This window comes from Candidiatus Paracoxiella cheracis (assembly GCF_049348705.1).
GTDB lineage: Bacteria > Pseudomonadota > Gammaproteobacteria > Coxiellales > Coxiellaceae > Paracoxiella > Paracoxiella cheracis.
The window spans coordinates 750,792-770,661 of the sequence record NZ_CP186485.1 but is presented as its reverse complement, the minus strand read 5'-3'; the positions used below and the strand labels follow the sequence as shown (position 1 = coordinate 770,661).

The following is a 19,870-nucleotide window of genomic DNA, read 5'->3' as shown; positions in this document are numbered from 1 at the left end:
GGCCTGATCCATGGACAATGTCGACATACTCATCTCCGCACGATGGATTTTACCGATTGCACCTGAAAACCGCGTCCTAGAAGGTCACGCGATTGCAATTCGGGGTGATCGCATTGTGGATGTGTTACCACTCGAAGAAGCCAAACAACACTATTACGCAGAGCAGTATCTTGAATTACAGGATCACGTATTAATGCCAGGCATGGTCAATACCCATACGCACACACCGATGAATTTATTTCGCGGTTTGGCAGACGACTTAGAATTAATGGACTGGCTACAAAATCATATATGGCCAGCCGAACAAGCCGTTATCGATGAAAACTCAGTTGCTGCCGGCACGCGTTTAGCTATTGCAGAAATGTTACGCGGTGGGACAACATGCTTTAACGACAATTATTTCTTTCACGATACCATTGCAAAAACAGCAGCAGAAGAAGGAATGCGCGCGTGTGTTGGCATGCTCATCATCAACGTCCCCACAAAATGGGCTGATAATGAAGCGGGTTATTTTAAAAAAGCCACTAATACATTAGATGGCAACGACAAAAACCCACTGATCACTTGGAGCCTGTGCCCGCATGCACCTTACACCGTTACCGATGATGGCTTGAAACGCGTTAAAGAATTATCCGATCACTATAAAATACCGATTCACATACACATGCACGAAACCAAAACGGAAATCGATCAGAGCATGAATGAATACGGTGTGCGACCCTTAGAACGAATTCACAAACTGGGGTTACTATCACCACGACTTATTAATATTCACATGACGCAATTAACCAACGATGAAATTAATCTGTTAAAAAAAACCGGCTCTCACGTGGTTCATTGCCCTGAATCTAATTTAAAACTAGCTAGCGGTTTTGCTCCTATTGCGAAATTACTCCGCGCCGGTGTCAATGTTGCCGTAGGTACCGATGGCGCAGCCAGCAATAATGATCTCGATATGTTTGGGGAAATTCGTACGGCTTCTTTCATCGCAAAAGCAACAGGTGAGGATCCAACGCTCTTACCGGCTAAAGAAGCATTAGCCATGGCAACCATTAACGGTGCAAAAGCCATTGGCCTCGAAAAAGAAATTGGTTCGCTAGAGCCAGGAAAGGCAGCCGATTTGATTGCGGTAAATTTAAATTCTTTCTTAACACAACCCATCTATAATCCAATATCACATTTAGCCTATGCCATTAACCGTTTACAAGTAAGCGATGTCTGGGTTGCCGGAAAACAACTTTTAAAAGACGGTCAATTTACACAACTCGAAATCGATAAAGTTGTTCAGGAAGCTAATCAATGGGCAGAAAAAGCAAGGCCTTTTAGTGCAGACAAAACGATAACAGCAACAGAGAAAGTGTGATGACTCTCCCTAAAAAAGTGACTATCGTTGAAGTAGGCCCACGAGACGGTTTGCAAAATGAGCCGAAAAACATTCCGACTGCGTTAAAAATTGATTTCATCAATCGGCTTTCTGAGACGGCCTTAAGAGTCATCGAAGCCACTAGTTTTGTATCGCCCAAATGGGTGCCGCAAATGGCTGACCACAGCGAAGTCATGAAGGGCATCAAACGCAACCCGAATGTGCGTTACACAGCTCTCGTTCCCAACGAACACGGTTTAAACGATGCACTCGATTCGCAGGTGCAAGAAATCGCTATTTTTACTGCGGCTTCAGAAACTTTTTCTCAAAAAAACACTAATTGTTCCATCGAGGAAAGTCTGAATCGCATTGCACTTGTGATTGAAGGCGCAAAAAAACATCATATTCCCGTTCGGGGTTATGTTTCTTGTGCCATAGCTTGCCCCTATGAAGGTGAGACAGATCCAAAACAGGTCCTCAATGTTTCTGAAAAACTACTCAATTTAGGTTGTTACCAAATTTCATTAGGCGACACAATCGGCATTGGTACGCCTAATAAAGTACAAAAATTAATTGACCTGGTCAGCCAAAGCATTTCTATCGATAAACTCGCGGTGCATTTTCATGATACGTATGCACAAGCACTCGTGAATATTTATGCCGCTTTAGAAAAAGGCATCACAACGGTTGATAGCTCTGTTGCAGGACTTGGTGGCTGCCCTTATGCGCCAGGTGCCGGCGGCAATGTCGCTACGGAAGATGTGGTTTATTTATTAAATGGTTTAGGCATTGAAAGCGGAATCGACATCAATAAACTCGCTAAAACAGGCCGCATGATTTGTGATCATCTCGATATTGCACCTCGCTCGAAAGTGTCGATCGCTTTAGCAGGCGCGACTTATTAAGTCGCTGCCCTAGCGCATCAAATTATTTAGTGCGATAATCGATTCACATGAAAAAAACACAAACCAGCTACAAACTCTTAGAGCTACTCAGTGACGGCGAGTTCCATTCTGGAGAAGCTTTAGCCCACGCACTCGGTATTTCTCGCAGTGCTGTTTGGAAAGCTGTTAAGCAACTCACTGATTACGGCATTGTTATCGACTCTGTTTCAGGGCGCGGTTATCGCATTCCCCACGGTATCGAATTGCTCGATCAAAAAACTATCGAACAAGTGCTGGATAAAACTGTTAAAAATAAACTCGATGATTTAATCATTCTCGATGAAATCAAATCTACCAACGATTATTTATTAGAACTACAACCACAGCACCCCAATAAAAATATCGCTTGTTTTGCAGAATATCAATCTCAAGGCCGAGGCCGTCGCGGCCGACGTTGGATCGCTTCATTTGGTAGCAATATTTGCCATTCACTCTTGTGGCATTTTAAAAAAGATCCCGCTGAAATTGTAGGCTTAAGCCTTGCCATCGCGCTTGCTGCTGTTAATGCATTGAAACGTTATGGCGTTGAAGATGGCATCGCTGTGAAATGGCCAAACGATATTTTATGGTATGGACGTAAATTGAGTGGCGTGCTTCTCGAAATGGTGGCAGAGCATCATGGTTATTGCGCCGTTGTGATCGGTGTTGGCATCAATACCTACATCCCTAATAAATATCCCGATCAAATTGATCAACCCTGGGTGGACATACAACAGATTACACACCTACCCCCCCGCCGCAATCAATTAGCAGGTTTATTACTCAACGAAATCCTACACACAATTATTACTTTCGAAGAAAAAGGTCTAGAACCATTCATTAAAACATGGAGAACTCTCGATCATATGCTCGGAAAAACTGTGACACTGCATACACCGAGCGGAACTATCAACGGTGTTATGGATAATATCTCCGATAAAGGAGAATTAATTTTATTGTGTGAACATAATGAGAAAAAACGTTTTTTTAGTGGTGAATTAAGCCTTCGCTTAGCAAAAGAGAAATAATATGCTGACGATAACCGGATTGATTGTCCTTATTATTATTGCATTATTGATTTGGTTTTGGGAATCCTCTATGAGAGCCAAAGAATTAGCTATCACCGCTAGCAAAAAAGCTTGTAAAAAACGAAGTCTGCAATTTCTCGATGGCACAACAAATTTTCAAAAAATAACTTTGCAACGCAACGATTCGGGTCGAGTCCGTTTCAAACGCCGCTATGGATTCGATTACTACGATGGACAAGCACGATTGAGCAGCACCATCACAATATTGGATAATCAGGTCATTGAGATCGGTTTACCCCCAATTAATGATGATAGTCAATCGAACAATACAGACAATGTCATTCAATTCCCAACCAAACGAAGCTAAGGATTAGTCATGCAAATACATTTCGATATCACAAAATGGGTACAGACACTAGGATATGTCGGTGTGTTATTAATTATCTTCCTGGAAACAGGCATTTTTCTTGGATTTTTTTTACCGGGGGATAGTTTATTATTCGCCGCCGGATTACTCGCCTCACAAGATATATTCAATGTTTGGCTCTTAACCCCCTTAATGATTGTCACTGCCTGTGCCGGCTACTTTGTCGCCTATTGGTTTGGAGAAAAACTCGGAAACTGGTTATTGCGTCGAAATGATTCGTTGCTATTTAAAAAACACTATTTAATTCAAGCTGGAAAGTTTTATGAAAAACACGGCGGGAAAGCTTTAGTTCTGGGACGATTAGTACCCATTTTGCGAACGTTCGTTCCAATTGTTGCCGGCATGGCAAAAATGCAATATCGCACCTACGTGTTATTTAATATCATCGGTGCATTCATTTGGGCGGGCGGCGTGACGTTGATCGGCTACTATCTTGATAGCCTAGTCCCAGGCATTGGCAAATACATTTTGCCAGTCGCATTGTGTGTGATTTTTCTTTCTATCACTCCAGCAATTTGGCACTACTTCAAACAGAGGGTTCGAACTGAACATGAATCCGACGAAACATAAAGCACAGCGCGAATGCATTGCGCGCCTACTACAAGCTTTCCTTCGCGAACAATTACTATCCGTCAGCAAACAAAACGATACCTTTATTATTCCGCTGTCAAACACTTCTGCCTCACTACAGCTACAAGATTTAACAATCTCATCACTCAGACACTATCAAATTAAAGGTGATATTTTTTATTTGAAATCCCCAATAACATCACCCAAGCAAATAGCTGACCCAATGCAATTATTAACCATTATAAAACCAGAGTTAGGACTCCAACTCGATCAAACACAATGGGAACATTTTCTAACTGAAATTGAAAGTCACGTTGACAATACCGCACTTAGTGATGAAAATAATAAACAGTACAATGAAACTTTAGCTGCTTCAATGAATCAATCCAACAGCGACAATTTTTTCCGATGGATTGATGAGCAAGACATTCACAATAAGAGCCTATTCTACGAACAATGGACAACCCAAGGTCATCCGTACCATCCTTGCAGCAAAACAAAATTGGGATTATCGCCACAAGACGTCATTCAGTATTCACCGGAATTCCATCAACAAACCTCTATTTATATCGGCGCCATCCATCGCGATATCGTACACATCGAAGCGATAAGCAACGATTTACAGTATATCGATTGGTTCTTTGAACACTTTCCCAACATTAAAACATTGTGGGCATTGCAATTAAAATTAAATGGGCTTGATAGTAAAAATTACATCCCTCTGCCCATTCATCCCTGGCAGGCTGTGCATATCATTCACTCACGATTTAAAGCATTACTTGAGTCAGGATATTTACATATTTTCGAGAGTGTCACGCTACCTACAAATCCAACGTTATCCTTTCGAACCGTTGTGCCGATCTCTAACCCCTATCAACCACACATCAAATTACCGATTGCCGTACAAACCACAAGCGCTATACGTACGGTTTCTCCAGCCTCTACTGAAAATGGCCCTAAAATAAGCTTTTTTTTAAGTCAAATCCTAGCACAAGAAAACAATTTTAATGGCACCTTACGTTTCATGCCTGAGCTCATCGGCTTGCATGCTAAAGGCTTTGCCGATGAAACTGCAAAACATTTATCCGTAATTTTTAGAGACAACGTGAATAATCATTTATACACTGATGAAACCGGCATCGTCGTGGCCGCCCTCTTTGAGAAAACACCAGTCCACCAAGTTCCGCTCTTGATTGAAATCATGCAACATGCTGGTGTCAACAATGTGGATGACGCAAAACGTTATTTTCAACGCTATGCCAAGATTGTATTAAACAGTTATTTAGATCTTTATTTACTTTACGGCGTTGCACTAGAGGCGCACCAGCAAAACACCATCGCAGTCTTTCACCAAGGCAATCCCGTTGCCACGATTGCGCGTGACTTCGGTGGATTACGATTGCATTTGCCTACTTTTAAAGGACAAGGTTTCAACTTGGTTCCCTATCCCAGCTCTGCCACATTACGCGAAGAGCGCGATGAAGTGCGCAATAAATTACTGCATACAACGTATCAATATCATTTAGGCGAGTGGATTTTTCATTTGTCTCAATACTATAATGTACCGGAATCAACTTTTTGGATTCTTGTCAGAGAAATAACGGAAGAACGCTTTGATGCGCTCAAAGCACGAATGGAGCCAACAGTATGGCAACAAGAACGACACGCTATTTTAGAAAAGGATTGGGTTTTAAAGGCATTATTACGCATGCGACTCGACAATGTATCGCATGATTATATTTACGTGCCAATTACAAATCCGTTAAAAGAAACATAATTACTAACAAACGGACTATAAATTAATGCGTCAGCTATTCACAAGGATGTTATTGCTGCTGTTATTCATCACTCCCGTGATGACACTTGCAAGACCACTCATTGAAGAAGGCGGTCAATGGACTAATCTTACAGTTAAAAATTTTTTTCCCAATTCGAAGAAACTACAATATATTTTTCAGGTCCAAAATCGATTAAATACTCGTAACAACGTATTTGATAGCACTTTCATACGCGGCGCTCTTGATTACACAGTTAATCCTTCGATCAATATTTGGGTAGGTTATGACTTCAGATATATCTACAATGAAACCAATAATAGATTAGTGATCTTCCCTCACTTTACCGGACACATTTTTTTTCGATTTTACGCAGCACATTCAAGCGCAACAGGGGTCTTGTAGTCAATAGCTGAATGCATTCTTCTGTGATTGTAATAGCCTTCAATATACTGAAAAAGACTTTGCCTTGCTTCAGCGCGTGTTGTGTAATCATTCACATGCACAAGTTCCGTTTTTAGGGTATGGAAAAAACTTTCTGCAATGGCATTATCCCAACAATTAGCCTTTCTGCTCATTGAACCAATCAGCTTGTTTTGCTTGATGATTTCCCTATATTTTTTCGAACAATATTGACTGCCCCGATCAGAGTGTATAATCACTTGCTTTGGATATTTTCGTTTGAATAACGCCATCAATAACGCATCACACACTAAATCTTGTTTCATGCTTTTATTCATTGACGAGCCAATAACCGAACGTGAATGCACATCGATAACCACCGCTAAATACAACCAACCTTCACGGGTTGGAATGTACGTCAGATCACTCACCCATTTTTGATTGATCGCCGTTCTCGTGAAATCTCTCTTTAAAATATTCTCAAAAATAGCCTTGTTGTGACCCGAGTCTGTGGTTATTTTAAATCTACGCTTGGCAAGTGCTTTTAAGCCCATGGAGCGCATACGCCGCTCAATACGCGTGTGACTGCAGGAAATCGATTCCGCTTGCAATGCACGAGTTATACGTGGTGAACCGTAACGTTGTTTGTTTCTCATATAAATTACCTTAATTTTTTCATCTAATTGTTGGTTTGCTTGCTCACGTGGGCTCATAGGTCGCGATAGCCAGTCATAATAACCACTACGACTGACACCCAGTACATCACATAGCAAGTTAATTCCAAATAGTTGGGCGTGCTTTTGAATAAAGCTGTACTTTACTCGAGTTCTTTCGCGAAGTACGTGGCCACCTTTTTTAGAATGGCTTTCTCCTGTTCCAGTCGTGCCAGTCGCTTCTTAAGCTGTTGATTTTATTCAATGAGTTCCCCTATGTTGACCGGTTGCTTTGCGCTGGGATGAATCACTTCACCACTCTTCCTGGCTTTATCCACCCAGGTGTGGAGGGTCGCTTCGGGCATGCCTAAGTCTTTTGCAGCGCTTAACACGGAAGGAGAACTGAGTGCTAGATGGATTGCTTCTTCTTTAAATTCCGGTGTGTATTTTCGAGTCTTCTTTGTCATGAGATCACCTCTTTGTTACTTCATAGATTTTAACAAATTAGTGTCCGGTAATTTAGGGGAAGATTCAAGCGTGTCGCGATGCTCGTGATAGATTATTGCCATCCCTGTCAATAATCGACTCGCAATACGCGACAACTTAAATAGCCGCGGACGTCCTCGTCGCCCGCGCTCCGCGACCTCACGGCTCGACTACGCACGGGCTCTCAAATGACTTGACGGCTCGTAAAGATTTTTTGCAGTCGCTTACGCTCGGCAAAAAATCCGAGCCTACCGCGGAATACGCGCCTTCGCTTCGCTCTCCATGGCGCGCATCGATAGAGTACGAACAACGATTTTGGCAACAATTCTTATGGACGCCAATCAGACACAATCATTTAGAAATAGCACTGCGCACACGATTCGAGCAGATTGATGATTTAGATGAACATGGGCTTAATTTACAAGTGCGACAAAAATTTATCCTTAAATTCACAAACACAATTAGAGATAGGGTAACGCCTGTTATTTCTGATGAGATGTTTTTTAACTTAAACCATCCTGTCTGGGTCAGCCCTGATACTTTAGAGCAAAACCGACTCTTTTTAGGATTTGAGATTCCTAATGCAAAAAACACTTTTGTCTGGAGCATTGGTTATTTGAATCAATTAGTATTAACAACTCCTCGAAATGTGATGAATCATGTTTTATTTTTATCATTCAACTTTTTTTAATTTTTAATTTCTAAAACCCCTTTTCTGATCGCTTCAATTTTATCGCGCAGCATAGCCGCTTCTTCAAACTCCAAATCTCGCGCATGACGAAACATTTGCTCTTCGAGGTCTCGCAGATATTTCGCAAGTTTTTTAGGTGGCATCGCAATATATTCGGCCTCCTCCTCTGCTACCATTTGTGCCTTATCAATAAAACGACCTTTTTCAGTATGGTCACGAGCGCCTTCCATAATATCGCTGATTGCTTTCTTGATTCCTGTTGGCGTGATGTTGTGTTTTTTATTATACGCTTTTTGAATCTTACGACGACGCTCTGCTTCTTTAAGCGCACGGTCCATCGAATTTGTCATCCGATCTGCATACAAAATAGCTTTACCGTGAATATTTCGTGCAGCACGCCCCATCGTTTGAATCAAGGATCGCTCGGATCGTAAAAAACCTTCTTTATCAGCATCTAAAATTGCTACTAACGACACCTCAGGAATATCTAAACCTTCGCGCAATAAATTAATTCCGACCAAAACATCAAAAGCCCCCAAACGTAAATCACGAATAATTTCGACACGCTCAACTGTGTCAATGTCCGAATGCAAATAACGCACGCTAACACCGTGTTCACTCAAATATTCAGTTAAATCCTCTGCCATGCGTTTCGTCAATGTCGTTACCAACACACGTTCTTTTTGCACCACGCGCTTTTTAATTTCCGACAACAAATCGTCAACCTGTGTTGCCACGGGACGTATTTCAACTTCTGGATCAATTAATCCCGTAGGGCGCACTAATAATTCTACTACATTATCTGCATGCTCAGCTTCATAGGTGCTCGGCGTTGCCGATACAAAAATCATTTGCGGTGCTAATTGTTCAAACTCATCAAAACGCAAAGGTCGATTGTCTAACGCCGATGGTAACCGAAAACCGTATTCCACCAATGTTTCTTTACGCGCACGATCACCGCGATACATGCCACCAATTTGCGGAATCGTGACGTGCGATTCATCGATAATCATTAAGGCGTTTTTGGGTAAATAATCCATTAACGTTGGCGGCGGCTCACCCGCTGCACGACCGGATAAATAGCGCGAGTAATTTTCAATGCCTGAGCAATAACCAAGTTCCACAATCATTTCAATATCGAATTTGGTGCGTTGCTCGAGTCGCTGCCGCTCTACTAATTTATTCGCTTTTTCTAAAACATCGAGACGGTCTTTTAATTCGATTTTAATCTCATCGATCATGTCTAATAATTTTTGTCGCGGAGTGACATAATGAGTTTTAGGGAAAATAGTCACGCGCGGCACTTTGCGCAACACATGCCCCGTCAGCGGATCAAAAAAACTAATATTTTCGACTTCATTATCGAACAATTCAACACGCACCGCCTCACGCTCAGAATCAGCGGGATAAATATCAATAACATCGCCGTGCACGCGATAAGTCGCGCGATGCAGTTCAACGTCATTACGTTTGTATTGCATTTCTGCCAAACGATGCAAAATACTGCGCTGATCAATTTGCTCACCGCGACTGATGTGCAACACCATGTTTAAATATGTATCCGGATCACCCAAACCATAAATTGCAGACACCGTCGCCACAATGATCGTGTCTTCGCGCTCTAATAAAGCCTTTGTTGCCGACAGGCGCATCTGTTCGATATGTTCGCTAATCGCCGCATCCTTTTCGATATACGTATCGCTGCTTGGCACGTAGGCTTCCGGTTGATAATAGTCGTAATAAGAAACGAAATACTCAACGGCATTGTGTGGGAAAAACTCACGCATCTCGGCGTAAAACTGCGCGGCTAGCGTTTTATTCGGCGCCATGATGATCGCCGGGCGCTGCACCTCTTGAATGACGTTCGCAATGGTAAAGGTCTTACCCGATCCAGTGACTCCTAAGAGGGTTTGGTATGCGAGCCCATCGGTCAGCCCTTCCACAAGCTTTTGAATAGCCTGAGGTTGGTCGCCGCTGGGCTGGAATTGCGATGTGAGTTCGAAGCGTTTTTTCATGATAAATTCTGTCTTCAAGGTCATGCGATATGCAGGTCATTATGACATGTCATCTGGGATGCGTATATTATTCAAAAGCCATACCCCTTCTTCTGTGGAATTCACCCCATACGCGACTAGCACGTTTTGCCATTTTCAGCTACATTAATGCCTCACAAACAAGGAGTAAATCCATGACAACAGAGCTATCAGAACGCACTAAAAAAATTGAACCCTCCGCCACCCTAGCCGTCGGCGCGCTAGCTCGTGAGTTAAAAAGCCAAGGTCGGGACATTATTAATTTAAGTCAAGGCGAGCCTGACTTTGCGACACCAGACGCCATTAAAGAAGCAGCCATCCAAGCCATTCATGACAACTTCACGAAATATACGAATGTTGATGGTTACGTGCCCTTGAAAGAGGCCATCGTCAACAAATTCAAACGCGACAACCAACTTGATTATGATTTAAAAGAAATCGTTGTCAGCTCAGGCGCCAAACAAAGTATTTATAACTGCGCACTGTCTGTACTTAACCCTGGTGATGAAGCCATTATTCCCGCACCCTATTGGGTGAGCTACCCGGAAATTGTCAAAATGGCAGAAGGAATTCCGGTGGAAATAAGTGCTGGCATTGATCAGCATTTTAAAATTACGGCGCAACAATTAGAAGCAGCGATCACACCTAAGACGCGATTATTTATAATCAATAGCCCACGCAACCCAACTGGAATGGCGTATACCGCGGCGGAATTAAAAGCATTGGCAAATGTTTTATTAAAGCATCCGAAAATTATCATCATGTCCGATGACATTTATGAATATATTTTGTGGAACGGCACGTTTGCGAATTTATTGAATGTATGCCCAGAATTACGCAATCGCACGATCATCGTTAACGGCGCCTCAAAAGCGTATGCGATGACGGGTTGGCGCATTGGTTATGCGGCGGGTCCTGCTGAAATTATTCAAGCGATGAAAAAAATCCAATCACAAAGCACAGGATGCCCAAATTCGATTGCGCAAGTGGCGACGAAAACAGCCCTAGAATTCGACCGCAGCAAATACTTATACATGGTTGAGGCTTATCAAAAACGCAATGCCTTAGTGATTGAAAAACTGAAAAGCATGAACGGTGTGAGCTGCATTCCTTCCGATGGTGCATTTTACTCGTTCATCGATGTCACCAAGACCATGCAACGACTGAAGCTAAGCTCTGACATTGAACTCGCTAAACATATCTTGAACGAAGCCAACGTGGCCGTCGTACCCGGCACACCCTTTGGCGCATCAGGATACATTCGTATCTCTTACGCGACAAGTGAAGAAAAATTGAACAAGGCCCTAGAGCGCCTCGCACCAATTATGGTGAAATAAGCGCGAATAGGTTGACGCTTGAACCGAGCATCGCTAACATAGCGGCTCTTAACTCGAACGAGCACCGTTCCCCGGTAGCTCAGTGGTAGAGCAGGTGACTGTTAATCACTTGGTCGGGGGTTCAAGTCCCTCCCGGGGAGCCAAAATTCAATATATAAATCAATGTTTTAAATAAATTCCGCCTTGCTTGTATTTTAGCCGTCTGCGATTTTCCTAAAAAAATTCCTAAAAAACCATCATCGCGTGCTCTCAATATGCTCAACTTTACGATCATAAACTCGCTTCATCCTGTCAGAATGATGACCGCTGTGTTTCTTTTCATGATCGCTAACACCCTTTGCCTTAATGTCATGAAACGTAAAACGCTCCTTCAAGCCATGTTTGAGCGCCCTCTTCATCAAACGCTGCCAAGCCGATGTAAACGCCTCTTCTTGTATTGGCAGCCCATCTTTGTCATGAATCAAGTACGAACTGATGACATCCTTATGATACCGCTTTGCCGCTCGTATCACCTTTTCCAATCGAGATGTCCATAATGTCACTTCATCTTTTGAACCTTTCGCCCTTCTGAGATGAACCCCCTCTTCTTTAATATCAGCACGCTCCATATGTTGGACTTTGGATAAATAAAATCCCTTGCCAGTTAGGACAATAATCAAAAAATGTGAGTTTCTAAATCTTAAGCTGTTTTTTGCAGCAATTCGTAGAATTGCTCAGGTGTAAAATTTATTTTATCCAACCATGATTTTACTATCCCAATCAAATCCTCTATTTTTTCAGGGTCTGAGTTTTGCGTCTTTTCTTCAGTCCTCTGAATCGTTTTAATTTTTGAGTTGCTATTTTTGAAAATAGCAGGATGTCGCGTGCGTTTCCCCTGCGTATCACCTTTGGTTCTGCCTTGCGGATTACCGCGTGGTTTGCAGAGATTAGCAGGCGTGCCAACGGTATCAAGCACCGTAGAAAAACCCCGTTGCGTTTGTGAAGGGGTCGCAGTTATTGATGGTTTTTCGTTATCCACTTGGAAGCTCGGCAAATACCGCTCCCATTTTTTCGGTAAAATCGGGGCAAGATTCCTCGCTAGATAAAGTTGCGTATACGCTAATGCTGTCATCCGCCACCAATCTTCTTCGTGCTTAACATCCGGTGTTTGGTATCGGTCAAATAACAGTTTGTCTTTACCAAAACGAAAGTAGTGTTCAATGTCATAGCGTCTATCGTAATAGTGATACGCTTCTAATGCTGTGATTTCATTACGTCGTTCACCAGCGAGTCCTAACCAGAGTGGATTTTTATATAAAGATTTACCGTTAGCATCAACCGCAACCAATTGCACAACAGTAACAGGATGCTCATATCCTTTAAATTGCTTTGAACCACGCAGTAATTGGTCACGCCATATTTTAATCTCCAATTGGTAAGTTTTGCCACTGCGGGTTGTAATGGGTTGCTGCACAATCTCATCGGATTCACGGTGAGTCGTGCTGTCGTTTAGTTTCATCGCATCACCATAGCGTTTTATACTTCCTGAGGTATTATCTTCTATTGATGCGGGCGCGAAAACATTACGGGTACTGTTAAAACGGAAAAGATGTACCCAATTGGGATTTTCGCTAACCAGTTTACGGCAAGCTTCTGTACCATATTTTGAATCAGCCACGCTAACCACCAATTTATGAGTAAGCGCTAAGTCTGCAATACAACGGTTAATTTGCTGCATCCCAACTACATTGCCTTTTTCATCGCTTTTAACGCGCCTCGTATCCAGTGGAACTAACCAATGCTTTTCTTGAGCTGCACCATCATTGGGCAATAGTGATACCGTTGAATATTCATGTCCAATGGTAATCGGTTTGTTACCCGGTGCTGGATTAGGGCTGTAAACCACATGGCGATCTTCAACACAGTGTGCACTTTGACGCGACTGTGGTGTCGTATCCGCAATAATGATCACACGGTCATCGCTATGACTCACATGTTCATATTGTATTTTCATCATGCTATCCCAACAATTTGCTACCGACAAACCATCGCTAATCGCATCGGTAATACTACTGTATTCACGTTCAAAGTATGGCGATTCACATAATTCTATGGGTGTTTTGCAGCGATGGCCATGGCTTGAAAGGGCATCGAGTAAATTCATATTGGCATCGCGTCGCGCGGGGAAGATGTTGTAGAGGAATGTACGGAATTGTTTTAGTTTTTCTGTCGCTAACATCGTTTGTTCCTTATTTTATTTTTTCGAACAAACGTTGTTTACAACGTAAAATTTTTTTTCGGTTTCTATGTCAAGCAATTTTTAATTATTTTTATAAATTTATCCAAAGTCCAAGGTATAAATCACCCTCCGAATTTCTGCCGGATAAGCAAAAAATGGCACAATGCGCTCCCAATGAGTCAACCAACTTTTGGCAATCGAGGGAAATTCAGCATCCCATTTCTCAGAGAAACTCGTCAGCGCCAATTCTGCTTCTTCAACCGTACTGGCCGAATAAATAGCTTTTAAGTCAGCGGCCACTTCTTTTTTCTTTTTCCAACCCACATAGCGCAATGAATTCCGCACCATGTGTACAATCGATGCGCGCCATGGAGAGCGAAGCGAAGGCGCGTATTCCGCGGTAGGCTCGGATTTTTTGCCGAGCGTAAGCGACTGCAAAAAATCTTTACGAGCCGTCAAGTCATTTGAGAGCCCGTGCGTAGTCGAGCCGTGAGGTCGCGGAGCGCGGGCGACGAGGACGTCCGCGGCTATTTAAGTTGTCGCGTATTGCGAGTCGATTATTGACAGGGATGGCAATAATCTATCACGAGCATCGCGACACGCTTGGCAAAGCTGTACTTGAGTGTTAGGATACACAGCGCCAATCGCATCAGGAAAGCCCGTTAGCCCGTCAACGCAACAAATCAGGATATCTTCTAGGCCTCGATTTTTTAACTCCGTTAATACATTCAACCAGAATTTAGCGCCCTCATTTTGGCTAATCCAAATACCTAGCAATTCTTTTTGCCCATCGATATTAATTCCTAAAGCCAAATACAATGCCTTATTGATAACCTTTTTATCTTGCTGCACTTTAATCACTAAAGCGTCCAAATACACAATCGGATACACCTTGTCCAACGGACGACTTTGCCAAGCCTTCACTTCTTCAATCACTTCGTTGGTTACTGTAGAAATGAGACTCGAACAAATAGTTGTGCCATACAAATCTTTCAACTGATCTTGAATATCACGGGTAGTCATACCCCGTGCATAAAGACTCATAATTTTGTCATCCAAATCATCAAAGCGGGTTTGATGTTTTGGAATCAATTGCGGTACAAACTCATTGTTACGATCACGAGGAACCTCAATGGTCATCTCGCCATCTGTTGTTTTGATCGTTTTTTGGCTGTGCCCATTGCGGGAATTACCACTATTGTTGCCAGACACTTCGTGTTTTGCATAACCCAGCGCGTCCGTCAGCTCCCCTTCCAGAATACGCTCCGTCAGTGCCTTTTTTAACTCCTTTAACAAACCAGTATCACCGAAAATATCAGATGCGGTCTTGGTATGTTTGAGAAAATATTCCACAACCTGTGGATCTAATTTATTGGTTTTCATTGCCATAGTCAAAGACTCCGTATAATTTTAACGACCTTTCCCTGACTATCGCATTTACACAATCTTATTTACAGACCCAATCCATCATGGACACAACCGTCTCTATGGTTCCCTTTCACGGAACTAGCATTCCAACCTGCTTAATTGATAGTAAACCCCATGCTGCAGTTCGCCCTATATGTGAAATTTTAGGTCTGGCTTGGGGTAGTCAATTTGAAAGAAGCAAGCGTGATGCGGTCTTACGCTCAACCGTTCGTGTAACAAGAACGGTTGCTGAAGACGGCAAACTACGAAAAATGATTTTACTCCCACTAGACATGCTCAACGGCTGGTTGTTCACTATTAATGACCGCCGTATCCGAAATGCACAAGCTAGAGAAGCAGTGCTGCTCTACAAGAAAGAATGCTACCAAGCCTTGTTTCATTACTGGCAATCCAAAAACGCTAATACAGCGCCGGCTCAAAAAAATCTGGCGCTCACTACCGATGTGACTCCATTAATTCAAACGATTACTGATGCGATTAATCAGCAAATGATTTTAATGTCACGCGTTGATTTAGCAAATCTGTGGAACCGAGTTGATGCTGCAATGCATTTACTCAATGAAGCAATTAATTTACTCAAGATTGCCGATGCAACGCGACAAGAACTCGAAGAAAAATACCACACTCAATTTTTAATCGGAACCAACCATTAATCACAGGGAGACAACCATGAAAGATTCATTCACATTAGTAGAAGCCTACGACAGTAGTAATTCACAAGCTATTTTTGATCATTATAACCAAACAGAAGATGCCGATGCGCGCATGGCTTTTGAGATTTATTTTTTGCATCAGCGCATTCGACTGCTTCAAGAAAAATTCAACTCGCCATCCAAACTGTTATTTCAGTTAACGCGAGCAAAAGTCGATTTTGATATTGAGAATGATGGCCACAAGCTCTTGGATTTATTGTGGAACGCTGTCCAAAACACCTATCAACGCATGGACGGAATGACAGCCTATGCAGATATTCCTGAGGTAGAGAGTTTGCGCCACAAGATCGGCGAACTCGAAGACGATATTGCTGCTGCGCGCAATGCCATTGATGAAGCACTCGATGCAGATAGCGAAATCCAAAAAGAGCGCGCAGCAGACGCGGCCATCGAATACCACAAAGAGCGCTTGGCCGCCTAAGGAGAGACAGATGCTAATTCTAGGCCGACGAATCGGTGAACGAATAAAAATAGGCGATGAAGTCACGGTCACCGTGCTGGATGTCGAACAACATCATTATGGATGTTATGTCCGGTTAGGCATTAGTGCCCCTAGGGATATCCCTGTGCACCGAGAAGAGATTTACTTAAAAAATCAGGAGAAAAAAGAAAATGGAACGCTTTATGAAAGATCAGGTAACTGCTGAACAGCGGTTAAAAAAAGAATACCCATGGACGCGGTGGTTTCGCTATCGCCGTGATATTAAAAAAATAGCCCATCAGTTTATTGGGATTATTCATCAGGCATAAAGGAGATTCATCATGCTGACCGAGGCACAAAAAAAACAACGAAAAAACGGTTTAGGGGGTACGGATATTGGTGCCATTTTAGGATTTTCTCGCTACAAAACACCACTTGATGTGTACGAGGAAAAAACAAGTGACGCTATTGTTGATGAGTCTAATGCATTCATGCAGTTTGGACAGGATTTTGAGCCGATTATTATTCGGCACTATGAGCAAAGTCAACGCTGCGAAATCCTAAGCGATTGCGATACGCTCTACCATCCCCAATACGATTTCCTTTTTGCCAATATCGACGGCAAAGTCAAAAACAGTAACATTATTATTGAATGCAAAACGGCGTCACGCTCTCCTCTTTGGGGTGAGCCTGGTACGAATGAGATTCCTGAGGCCTACCTGTTCCAAGTCGCGCATTATGCCAGTATTGCCGATGCTGAGAAAGTCGATGTCGCGGTCTTTTTTCGCGAAAGTTGTGAACATGTGATTTATACGTATCAACGCAATGCTGAGTTAGAGGCGATTATTGAAGAACGTGCTGTGAGGTTTTGGAATGATTTCGTACTTAAGCGTATTCCACCAGAACCTATCAATGCAGAAGACTGCAAACGATTGTATAAATCCCTTCAGTGGGAAGCCAAGGTTGCTGACAGCGAAGCTCAACAAGCACTTGAGCGTTATAAAGCTATAAAGGCACAAAATAAAGCACTCAAAGAAGAGGAAGCCAAACTTAAAGATCGCTTAGTTGTTTGCATGGAAGGTCATGAACGCTTAGTCGATTCAGAAGGCGTAACACTCGCTACCTATCGGGAGCGCAAAGGCGCTGCTTATTTTGATAGTCAAGCGCTCAAAAAAACGAATCCCGATTTATTTAAGCAGTATCAATTGAGGCGTGAACCCACACGGGCATTTTGCGTCAAATAAAATAGGGAGAAGTATTATGAATAATCAATTATTACAAGTTTACCAACCACAGAATTTTGATGATGCAAAAAGCATCGCTGAGATGCTAGCAAAAACCAGTTTTGTACCAAAGGAATTTAGAGGCAAGCCCGCAGAAGTTTTTTGCGCGATGGTGATCGGGGCTAATTTGGGATTGGATTATGTGCAATCGCTACAGAACATTGCCTTTATTAATGGACGTTATTGTATTTGGGGCGATACGCTATTGGCCTTAGTCAAAAGTCATCCCGAATTTGAAGATATTCAGGAAACCATAAAAAATAATGTCGCTACCTGTACCGTTAAACGCAAAAACCAATCCCCTCATACGAAAACGTTCAGCAAAGCGGATGCAGAACGCGCTGGATTGTGGGGTAAAAATGTCTGGCTAACCTATCCTGAACGTATGCTACAAATGCGTGCTCGAGCTTTTGCGATTCGTGATGTGTTTCCCGATGCTTTAAAGGGATTGCAAGTGCGCGAAGAAGTTGAAGATTACCGCCCCATTAAAAATGTTGCATCAACAGCAGACGCAAGCCCTGCGATTGAAGCAACTTATATTGACGAATCTGTTGAGCCTGTTACACCCAACGAGAGCAAGGCTAATGCGCGATTACAGCAACTTATTAAGCTCCATCGTATTCATGACTCAGTCGTGCAGCGCTGGATAGATGCCGCTCATGTCAGCAGCATTAATGAGCTCAATGCGAAGCAAACCCAAGGCTGTCTCAATTGGATTGATAAAAAATATCCAGAAAAAACAGTCGAATCAACGCCAGTAGAAAAGCCCGTTGACCGCGCGCAAGCATTGGTCGATGAGCTGAAAGCAAAAGATTCCTCAGCTAACACCATGGCGAAAGCCGCTTAACTACAGGAGACAATAAAATGCAACACCGTGTCTATACCGAAGAAGAACTGGATGATTTGAAACGAAAACTTGAAGAAGGCCCAGCCACCTTTCTTGTTAAAGAAGTGTCCGAGGAAGTTTCAGGAGCAGGAAACGAAATGTTTAAGTTGACGCTCGAGGTCACCGATGCTACCGGTGCAGTTGGATTTGTTACCGATTATCTCGTTCCTGATTCGAAAGTGGCTTATAAGCTCAAACATTTTTGGGATGCGGTCGGTGAACCCGAAGTCTATGAGCGAGGCGAAACGTATGCAGCGAACTATGACAATAAAAAAGGTCGCTGTGAACTGGCGTGGCAGAAATCTAAAAACCCTGATTATAAAGATCGTATGGGTGTTAAAGATTATATTGCAGGTGACACAGTAAAAAAGGTACAAACGAATTCAGCTACCGCGTCACGACAAATAGACAATGGGAATTTCGATGAGGATATACCATTCTAAACCGGTTAGTGCGACTCCAGCGCATTTGAACCTCAATATCTGGGGTTCGATGACTGATAACGCTGTAGTCGCGCTTTTTTAAATAGGATGAATGTGGTGAAAAAGATAAAAATCATTTTGCGAATACTTTTAGGAAGCATTTTTATACAGAAATTACTGAATAGAACGATTTAATCTTAACAACAACACAGGAGAAATCAACATGAAAAAATACTTACCCATTGCCCTGTTGGGCATCAGCTTGAACGCTTTGGCGTTTCAGCATTGGAATGTGAAGACGGAAGTGCTAACCCTCAATCCCGAGATTCCTACGACTATTAGCAATCTCGATTTAGGTTATGAGTTTGGTGTGCAGTACAACCTAAACCCCAATCTCTACACCTCCGTCAACACGACACGCTATGATCACAGCCGCTGGAGTTACGGTGCGACTGCTGGCATTACGGACAACGCTGGCTATATCCGTCCGTATGCTGAGGTCAATTATAACCGCGTACCGACTAACAATAAACAGTGGCTATCACTCGTCGGGTATGACGTGGGCATGAATGCGTATGTGTTCAAAGGTGTCATCCCCTATGTCGAGTTCGATAACTTCTTTCAAAAACAAAAAGAAGCGATGCAGGTGGGACTGAATGTGCCTATTGGGAAACGCTTTAGCATCGGTGGTGCATTTGCGTGGCAACCCAGTAACGGGCATAACGGCGCGAATGTAAAAATGAGCGTTTCGTTTTAATTGATGGATATCAGAGCCACGGATGGCTTTTATAAAAAATTAAGGAGGACTCCC

The 19,870-nt window shown here is 42.8% G+C and carries 23 protein-coding genes, 1 tRNA gene and 1 pseudogene; 18 read left to right on the top strand and 7 right to left on the bottom strand.

Translation table 11 applies throughout. From position 1 onward, the window contains the following. Positions 1-10 precede the first annotated feature (10 nt). The 7 genes from ACJMKR_RS04110 (at position 11) to ACJMKR_RS04080 (ending at position 6,491) form a co-directional block, all read left to right on the top strand. On the top strand, positions 11-1,363 hold the full coding sequence (locus ACJMKR_RS04110) for a TRZ/ATZ family hydrolase (protein WP_423063889.1): 1,353 nt from the start codon (positions 11-13) through the stop codon (positions 1,361-1,363). After that, complete coding sequence (locus ACJMKR_RS04105) at positions 1,363-2,268, top strand: hydroxymethylglutaryl-CoA lyase (protein WP_423063888.1); 906 nt, start codon at positions 1,363-1,365, stop codon at positions 2,266-2,268. Before ACJMKR_RS04110 ends, ACJMKR_RS04105 begins: the two co-directional genes overlap by 1 nt. 47 nt (positions 2,269-2,315) lie before the next feature. Continuing rightward, the gene (birA, locus tag ACJMKR_RS04100) at positions 2,316-3,314 is read left to right on the top strand and encodes a bifunctional biotin--[acetyl-CoA-carboxylase] ligase/biotin operon repressor BirA (protein ID WP_423063887.1); all 999 of its coding nucleotides are present in this window, start codon (positions 2,316-2,318) and stop codon (positions 3,312-3,314) included. Between the two features lies 1 nt (position 3,315). Next, positions 3,316-3,681 carry a DUF3301 domain-containing protein gene (locus ACJMKR_RS04095; protein ID WP_423063886.1) on the top strand — a complete coding sequence of 122 codons (366 nt, stop codon included), beginning with the start codon at positions 3,316-3,318 and terminating at the stop codon, positions 3,679-3,681. A 63-nt stretch (positions 3,682-3,744) separates the two neighbouring features. Next, complete coding sequence (locus ACJMKR_RS04090) at positions 3,745-4,311, top strand: DedA family protein (RefSeq protein WP_423063885.1); 567 nt, start codon at positions 3,745-3,747, stop codon at positions 4,309-4,311. After that, positions 4,292-6,088, top strand: coding sequence for an IucA/IucC family protein (locus tag ACJMKR_RS04085; RefSeq protein ID WP_423063884.1), 1,797 nt, complete (start codon positions 4,292-4,294; stop codon positions 6,086-6,088). Before ACJMKR_RS04090 ends, ACJMKR_RS04085 begins: the two co-directional genes overlap by 20 nt. A gap of 25 nt (positions 6,089-6,113) precedes the next feature. Continuing rightward, positions 6,114-6,491, top strand: a complete 378-nt coding sequence (locus ACJMKR_RS04080) for a DUF2490 domain-containing protein (RefSeq protein ID WP_423063883.1) — start codon at positions 6,114-6,116, stop codon at positions 6,489-6,491. Here the strand turns inward: ACJMKR_RS04080 and ACJMKR_RS04075 are convergent. Further along, a complete protein-coding gene (locus ACJMKR_RS04075; protein ID WP_423064184.1) occupies positions 6,455-7,294 on the bottom strand; it encodes an IS3 family transposase in 840 nt (279 codons plus the stop codon). The two genes, ACJMKR_RS04080 and ACJMKR_RS04075, sit on opposite strands and share 37 nt — an antisense overlap. A gap of 104 nt (positions 7,295-7,398) precedes the next feature. After that, complete coding sequence (locus ACJMKR_RS04070; RefSeq protein ID WP_423062405.1) at positions 7,399-7,608, bottom strand: transposase; 210 nt, start codon at positions 7,606-7,608, stop codon at positions 7,399-7,401. A 212-nt stretch (positions 7,609-7,820) separates the two neighbouring features. Between ACJMKR_RS04070 and ACJMKR_RS04065 the strand changes: the two genes are divergently transcribed. Further along, positions 7,821-8,318, top strand: a complete 498-nt coding sequence (locus tag ACJMKR_RS04065; protein ID WP_423063882.1) for a DUF2490 domain-containing protein — start codon at positions 7,821-7,823, stop codon at positions 8,316-8,318. Here ACJMKR_RS04065 and uvrB read toward each other — a convergent pair. After that, positions 8,315-10,333: an excinuclease ABC subunit UvrB gene (gene uvrB, locus ACJMKR_RS04060; RefSeq protein WP_423064183.1), complete on the bottom strand. Its 2,019-nt coding sequence runs from the start codon at positions 10,331-10,333 to the stop codon at positions 8,315-8,317. The genes ACJMKR_RS04065 and uvrB overlap by 4 nt on opposite strands. 173 nt (positions 10,334-10,506) lie before the next feature. On the opposite strand from uvrB, the gene ACJMKR_RS04055 reads away from it, so the two are divergent. Both ACJMKR_RS04055 and ACJMKR_RS04050 read left to right on the top strand, forming a co-directional pair. Next, the gene (locus ACJMKR_RS04055) at positions 10,507-11,688 is read left to right on the top strand and encodes a pyridoxal phosphate-dependent aminotransferase (protein ID WP_423063881.1); all 1,182 of its coding nucleotides are present in this window, start codon (positions 10,507-10,509) and stop codon (positions 11,686-11,688) included. 68 nt (positions 11,689-11,756) lie between these two features. Continuing rightward, positions 11,757-11,831, top strand: a tRNA-Asn gene (locus tag ACJMKR_RS04050). 93 nt (positions 11,832-11,924) lie between these two features. Here the strand turns inward: ACJMKR_RS04050 and ACJMKR_RS04045 are convergent. The 4 genes and pseudogenes from ACJMKR_RS04045 to ACJMKR_RS04030 all read right to left on the bottom strand — a co-directional run. Beyond that, positions 11,925-12,347, bottom strand: a complete 423-nt coding sequence (locus ACJMKR_RS04045) for a hypothetical protein (RefSeq protein WP_423063880.1) — start codon at positions 12,345-12,347, stop codon at positions 11,925-11,927. A 20-nt stretch (positions 12,348-12,367) separates the two neighbouring features. After that, complete coding sequence (locus ACJMKR_RS04040) at positions 12,368-13,906, bottom strand: transposase (protein ID WP_423062352.1); 1,539 nt, start codon at positions 13,904-13,906, stop codon at positions 12,368-12,370. A gap of 99 nt (positions 13,907-14,005) precedes the next feature. Further along, positions 14,006-14,365 carry a transposase gene (locus ACJMKR_RS04035; protein ID WP_423063879.1) on the bottom strand — a complete coding sequence of 120 codons (360 nt, stop codon included), beginning with the start codon at positions 14,363-14,365 and terminating at the stop codon, positions 14,006-14,008. Between the two features lie 147 nt (positions 14,366-14,512). Continuing rightward, positions 14,513-15,214 (bottom strand): annotated as a pseudogene (locus ACJMKR_RS04030) (IS256 family transposase); the annotation flags it as partial. Between the two features lie 179 nt (positions 15,215-15,393). Between ACJMKR_RS04030 and ACJMKR_RS04025 the strand changes: the two are divergent. The 8 genes from ACJMKR_RS04025 (at position 15,394) to ACJMKR_RS03990 (ending at position 19,816) form a co-directional block, all read left to right on the top strand. Further along, positions 15,394-15,987 carry a phage antirepressor N-terminal domain-containing protein gene (locus ACJMKR_RS04025; RefSeq protein WP_423063878.1) on the top strand — a complete coding sequence of 198 codons (594 nt, stop codon included), beginning with the start codon at positions 15,394-15,396 and terminating at the stop codon, positions 15,985-15,987. Between the two features lie 16 nt (positions 15,988-16,003). Continuing rightward, the gene (locus ACJMKR_RS04020) at positions 16,004-16,468 is read left to right on the top strand and encodes a hypothetical protein (RefSeq protein ID WP_423063877.1); all 465 of its coding nucleotides are present in this window, start codon (positions 16,004-16,006) and stop codon (positions 16,466-16,468) included. Between the two features lie 10 nt (positions 16,469-16,478). Then, positions 16,479-16,694, top strand: coding sequence for a carbon storage regulator CsrA (gene csrA / locus ACJMKR_RS04015; protein WP_423063749.1), 216 nt, complete (start codon positions 16,479-16,481; stop codon positions 16,692-16,694). Beyond that, entirely contained in the window at positions 16,672-16,797 is a 126-nt protein-coding gene (locus ACJMKR_RS04010; protein ID WP_423063748.1) for a hypothetical protein, read from the top strand. Before csrA ends, ACJMKR_RS04010 begins: the two co-directional genes overlap by 23 nt. 12 nt (positions 16,798-16,809) lie before the next feature. Continuing rightward, complete coding sequence (locus ACJMKR_RS04005; RefSeq protein WP_423063876.1) at positions 16,810-17,712, top strand: YqaJ viral recombinase family protein; 903 nt, start codon at positions 16,810-16,812, stop codon at positions 17,710-17,712. 16 nt (positions 17,713-17,728) lie between these two features. Then, positions 17,729-18,598, top strand: coding sequence for a hypothetical protein (locus tag ACJMKR_RS04000; RefSeq protein WP_423063875.1), 870 nt, complete (start codon positions 17,729-17,731; stop codon positions 18,596-18,598). A gap of 17 nt (positions 18,599-18,615) precedes the next feature. Further along, positions 18,616-19,080: a hypothetical protein gene (locus ACJMKR_RS03995; RefSeq protein WP_423063874.1), complete on the top strand. Its 465-nt coding sequence runs from the start codon at positions 18,616-18,618 to the stop codon at positions 19,078-19,080. A 202-nt stretch (positions 19,081-19,282) separates the two neighbouring features. Further along, complete coding sequence (locus tag ACJMKR_RS03990; protein WP_423063873.1) at positions 19,283-19,816, top strand: hypothetical protein; 534 nt, start codon at positions 19,283-19,285, stop codon at positions 19,814-19,816. The last annotated feature ends 54 nt before the right edge of the window (positions 19,817-19,870 follow it).

What these genes read in the sequence shown, in the direction of transcription:
- ACJMKR_RS04070 (WP_423062405.1), bottom strand. Translation starts at nt 7,608, where the DNA reads ATGACAAAGAAGACTCGAAAATACACACCGGAATTTAAAGAAGAAGCA.
- ACJMKR_RS04085 (WP_423063884.1), top strand. Translation starts at nt 4,292, where the DNA reads ATGAATCCGACGAAACATAAAGCACAGCGCGAATGCATTGCGCGCCTA.
- ACJMKR_RS04105 (WP_423063888.1), top strand. Translation starts at nt 1,363, where the DNA reads ATGACTCTCCCTAAAAAAGTGACTATCGTTGAAGTAGGCCCACGAGAC.
- birA (WP_423063887.1), top strand. Translation starts at nt 2,316, where the DNA reads ATGAAAAAAACACAAACCAGCTACAAACTCTTAGAGCTACTCAGTGAC.
- ACJMKR_RS04040 (WP_423062352.1), bottom strand. Translation starts at nt 13,906, where the DNA reads ATGTTAGCGACAGAAAAACTAAAACAATTCCGTACATTCCTCTACAAC.
- ACJMKR_RS04025 (WP_423063878.1), top strand. Translation starts at nt 15,394, where the DNA reads ATGGTTCCCTTTCACGGAACTAGCATTCCAACCTGCTTAATTGATAGT.
- ACJMKR_RS03995 (WP_423063874.1), top strand. Translation starts at nt 18,616, where the DNA reads ATGCAACACCGTGTCTATACCGAAGAAGAACTGGATGATTTGAAACGA.
- ACJMKR_RS04005 (WP_423063876.1), top strand. Translation starts at nt 16,810, where the DNA reads ATGCTGACCGAGGCACAAAAAAAACAACGAAAAAACGGTTTAGGGGGT.
- uvrB (WP_423064183.1), bottom strand. Translation starts at nt 10,333, where the DNA reads ATGAAAAAACGCTTCGAACTCACATCGCAATTCCAGCCCAGCGGCGAC.
- ACJMKR_RS04080 (WP_423063883.1), top strand. Translation starts at nt 6,114, where the DNA reads ATGCGTCAGCTATTCACAAGGATGTTATTGCTGCTGTTATTCATCACT.
- ACJMKR_RS04000 (WP_423063875.1), top strand. Translation starts at nt 17,729, where the DNA reads ATGAATAATCAATTATTACAAGTTTACCAACCACAGAATTTTGATGAT.
- ACJMKR_RS03990 (WP_423063873.1), top strand. Translation starts at nt 19,283, where the DNA reads ATGAAAAAATACTTACCCATTGCCCTGTTGGGCATCAGCTTGAACGCT.
- ACJMKR_RS04020 (WP_423063877.1), top strand. Translation starts at nt 16,004, where the DNA reads ATGAAAGATTCATTCACATTAGTAGAAGCCTACGACAGTAGTAATTCA.
- csrA (WP_423063749.1), top strand. Translation starts at nt 16,479, where the DNA reads ATGCTAATTCTAGGCCGACGAATCGGTGAACGAATAAAAATAGGCGAT.
- ACJMKR_RS04055 (WP_423063881.1), top strand. Translation starts at nt 10,507, where the DNA reads ATGACAACAGAGCTATCAGAACGCACTAAAAAAATTGAACCCTCCGCC.
- ACJMKR_RS04095 (WP_423063886.1), top strand. Translation starts at nt 3,316, where the DNA reads ATGCTGACGATAACCGGATTGATTGTCCTTATTATTATTGCATTATTG.
- ACJMKR_RS04010 (WP_423063748.1), top strand. Translation starts at nt 16,672, where the DNA reads ATGAAAGATCAGGTAACTGCTGAACAGCGGTTAAAAAAAGAATACCCA.
- ACJMKR_RS04110 (WP_423063889.1), top strand. Translation starts at nt 11, where the DNA reads ATGGACAATGTCGACATACTCATCTCCGCACGATGGATTTTACCGATT.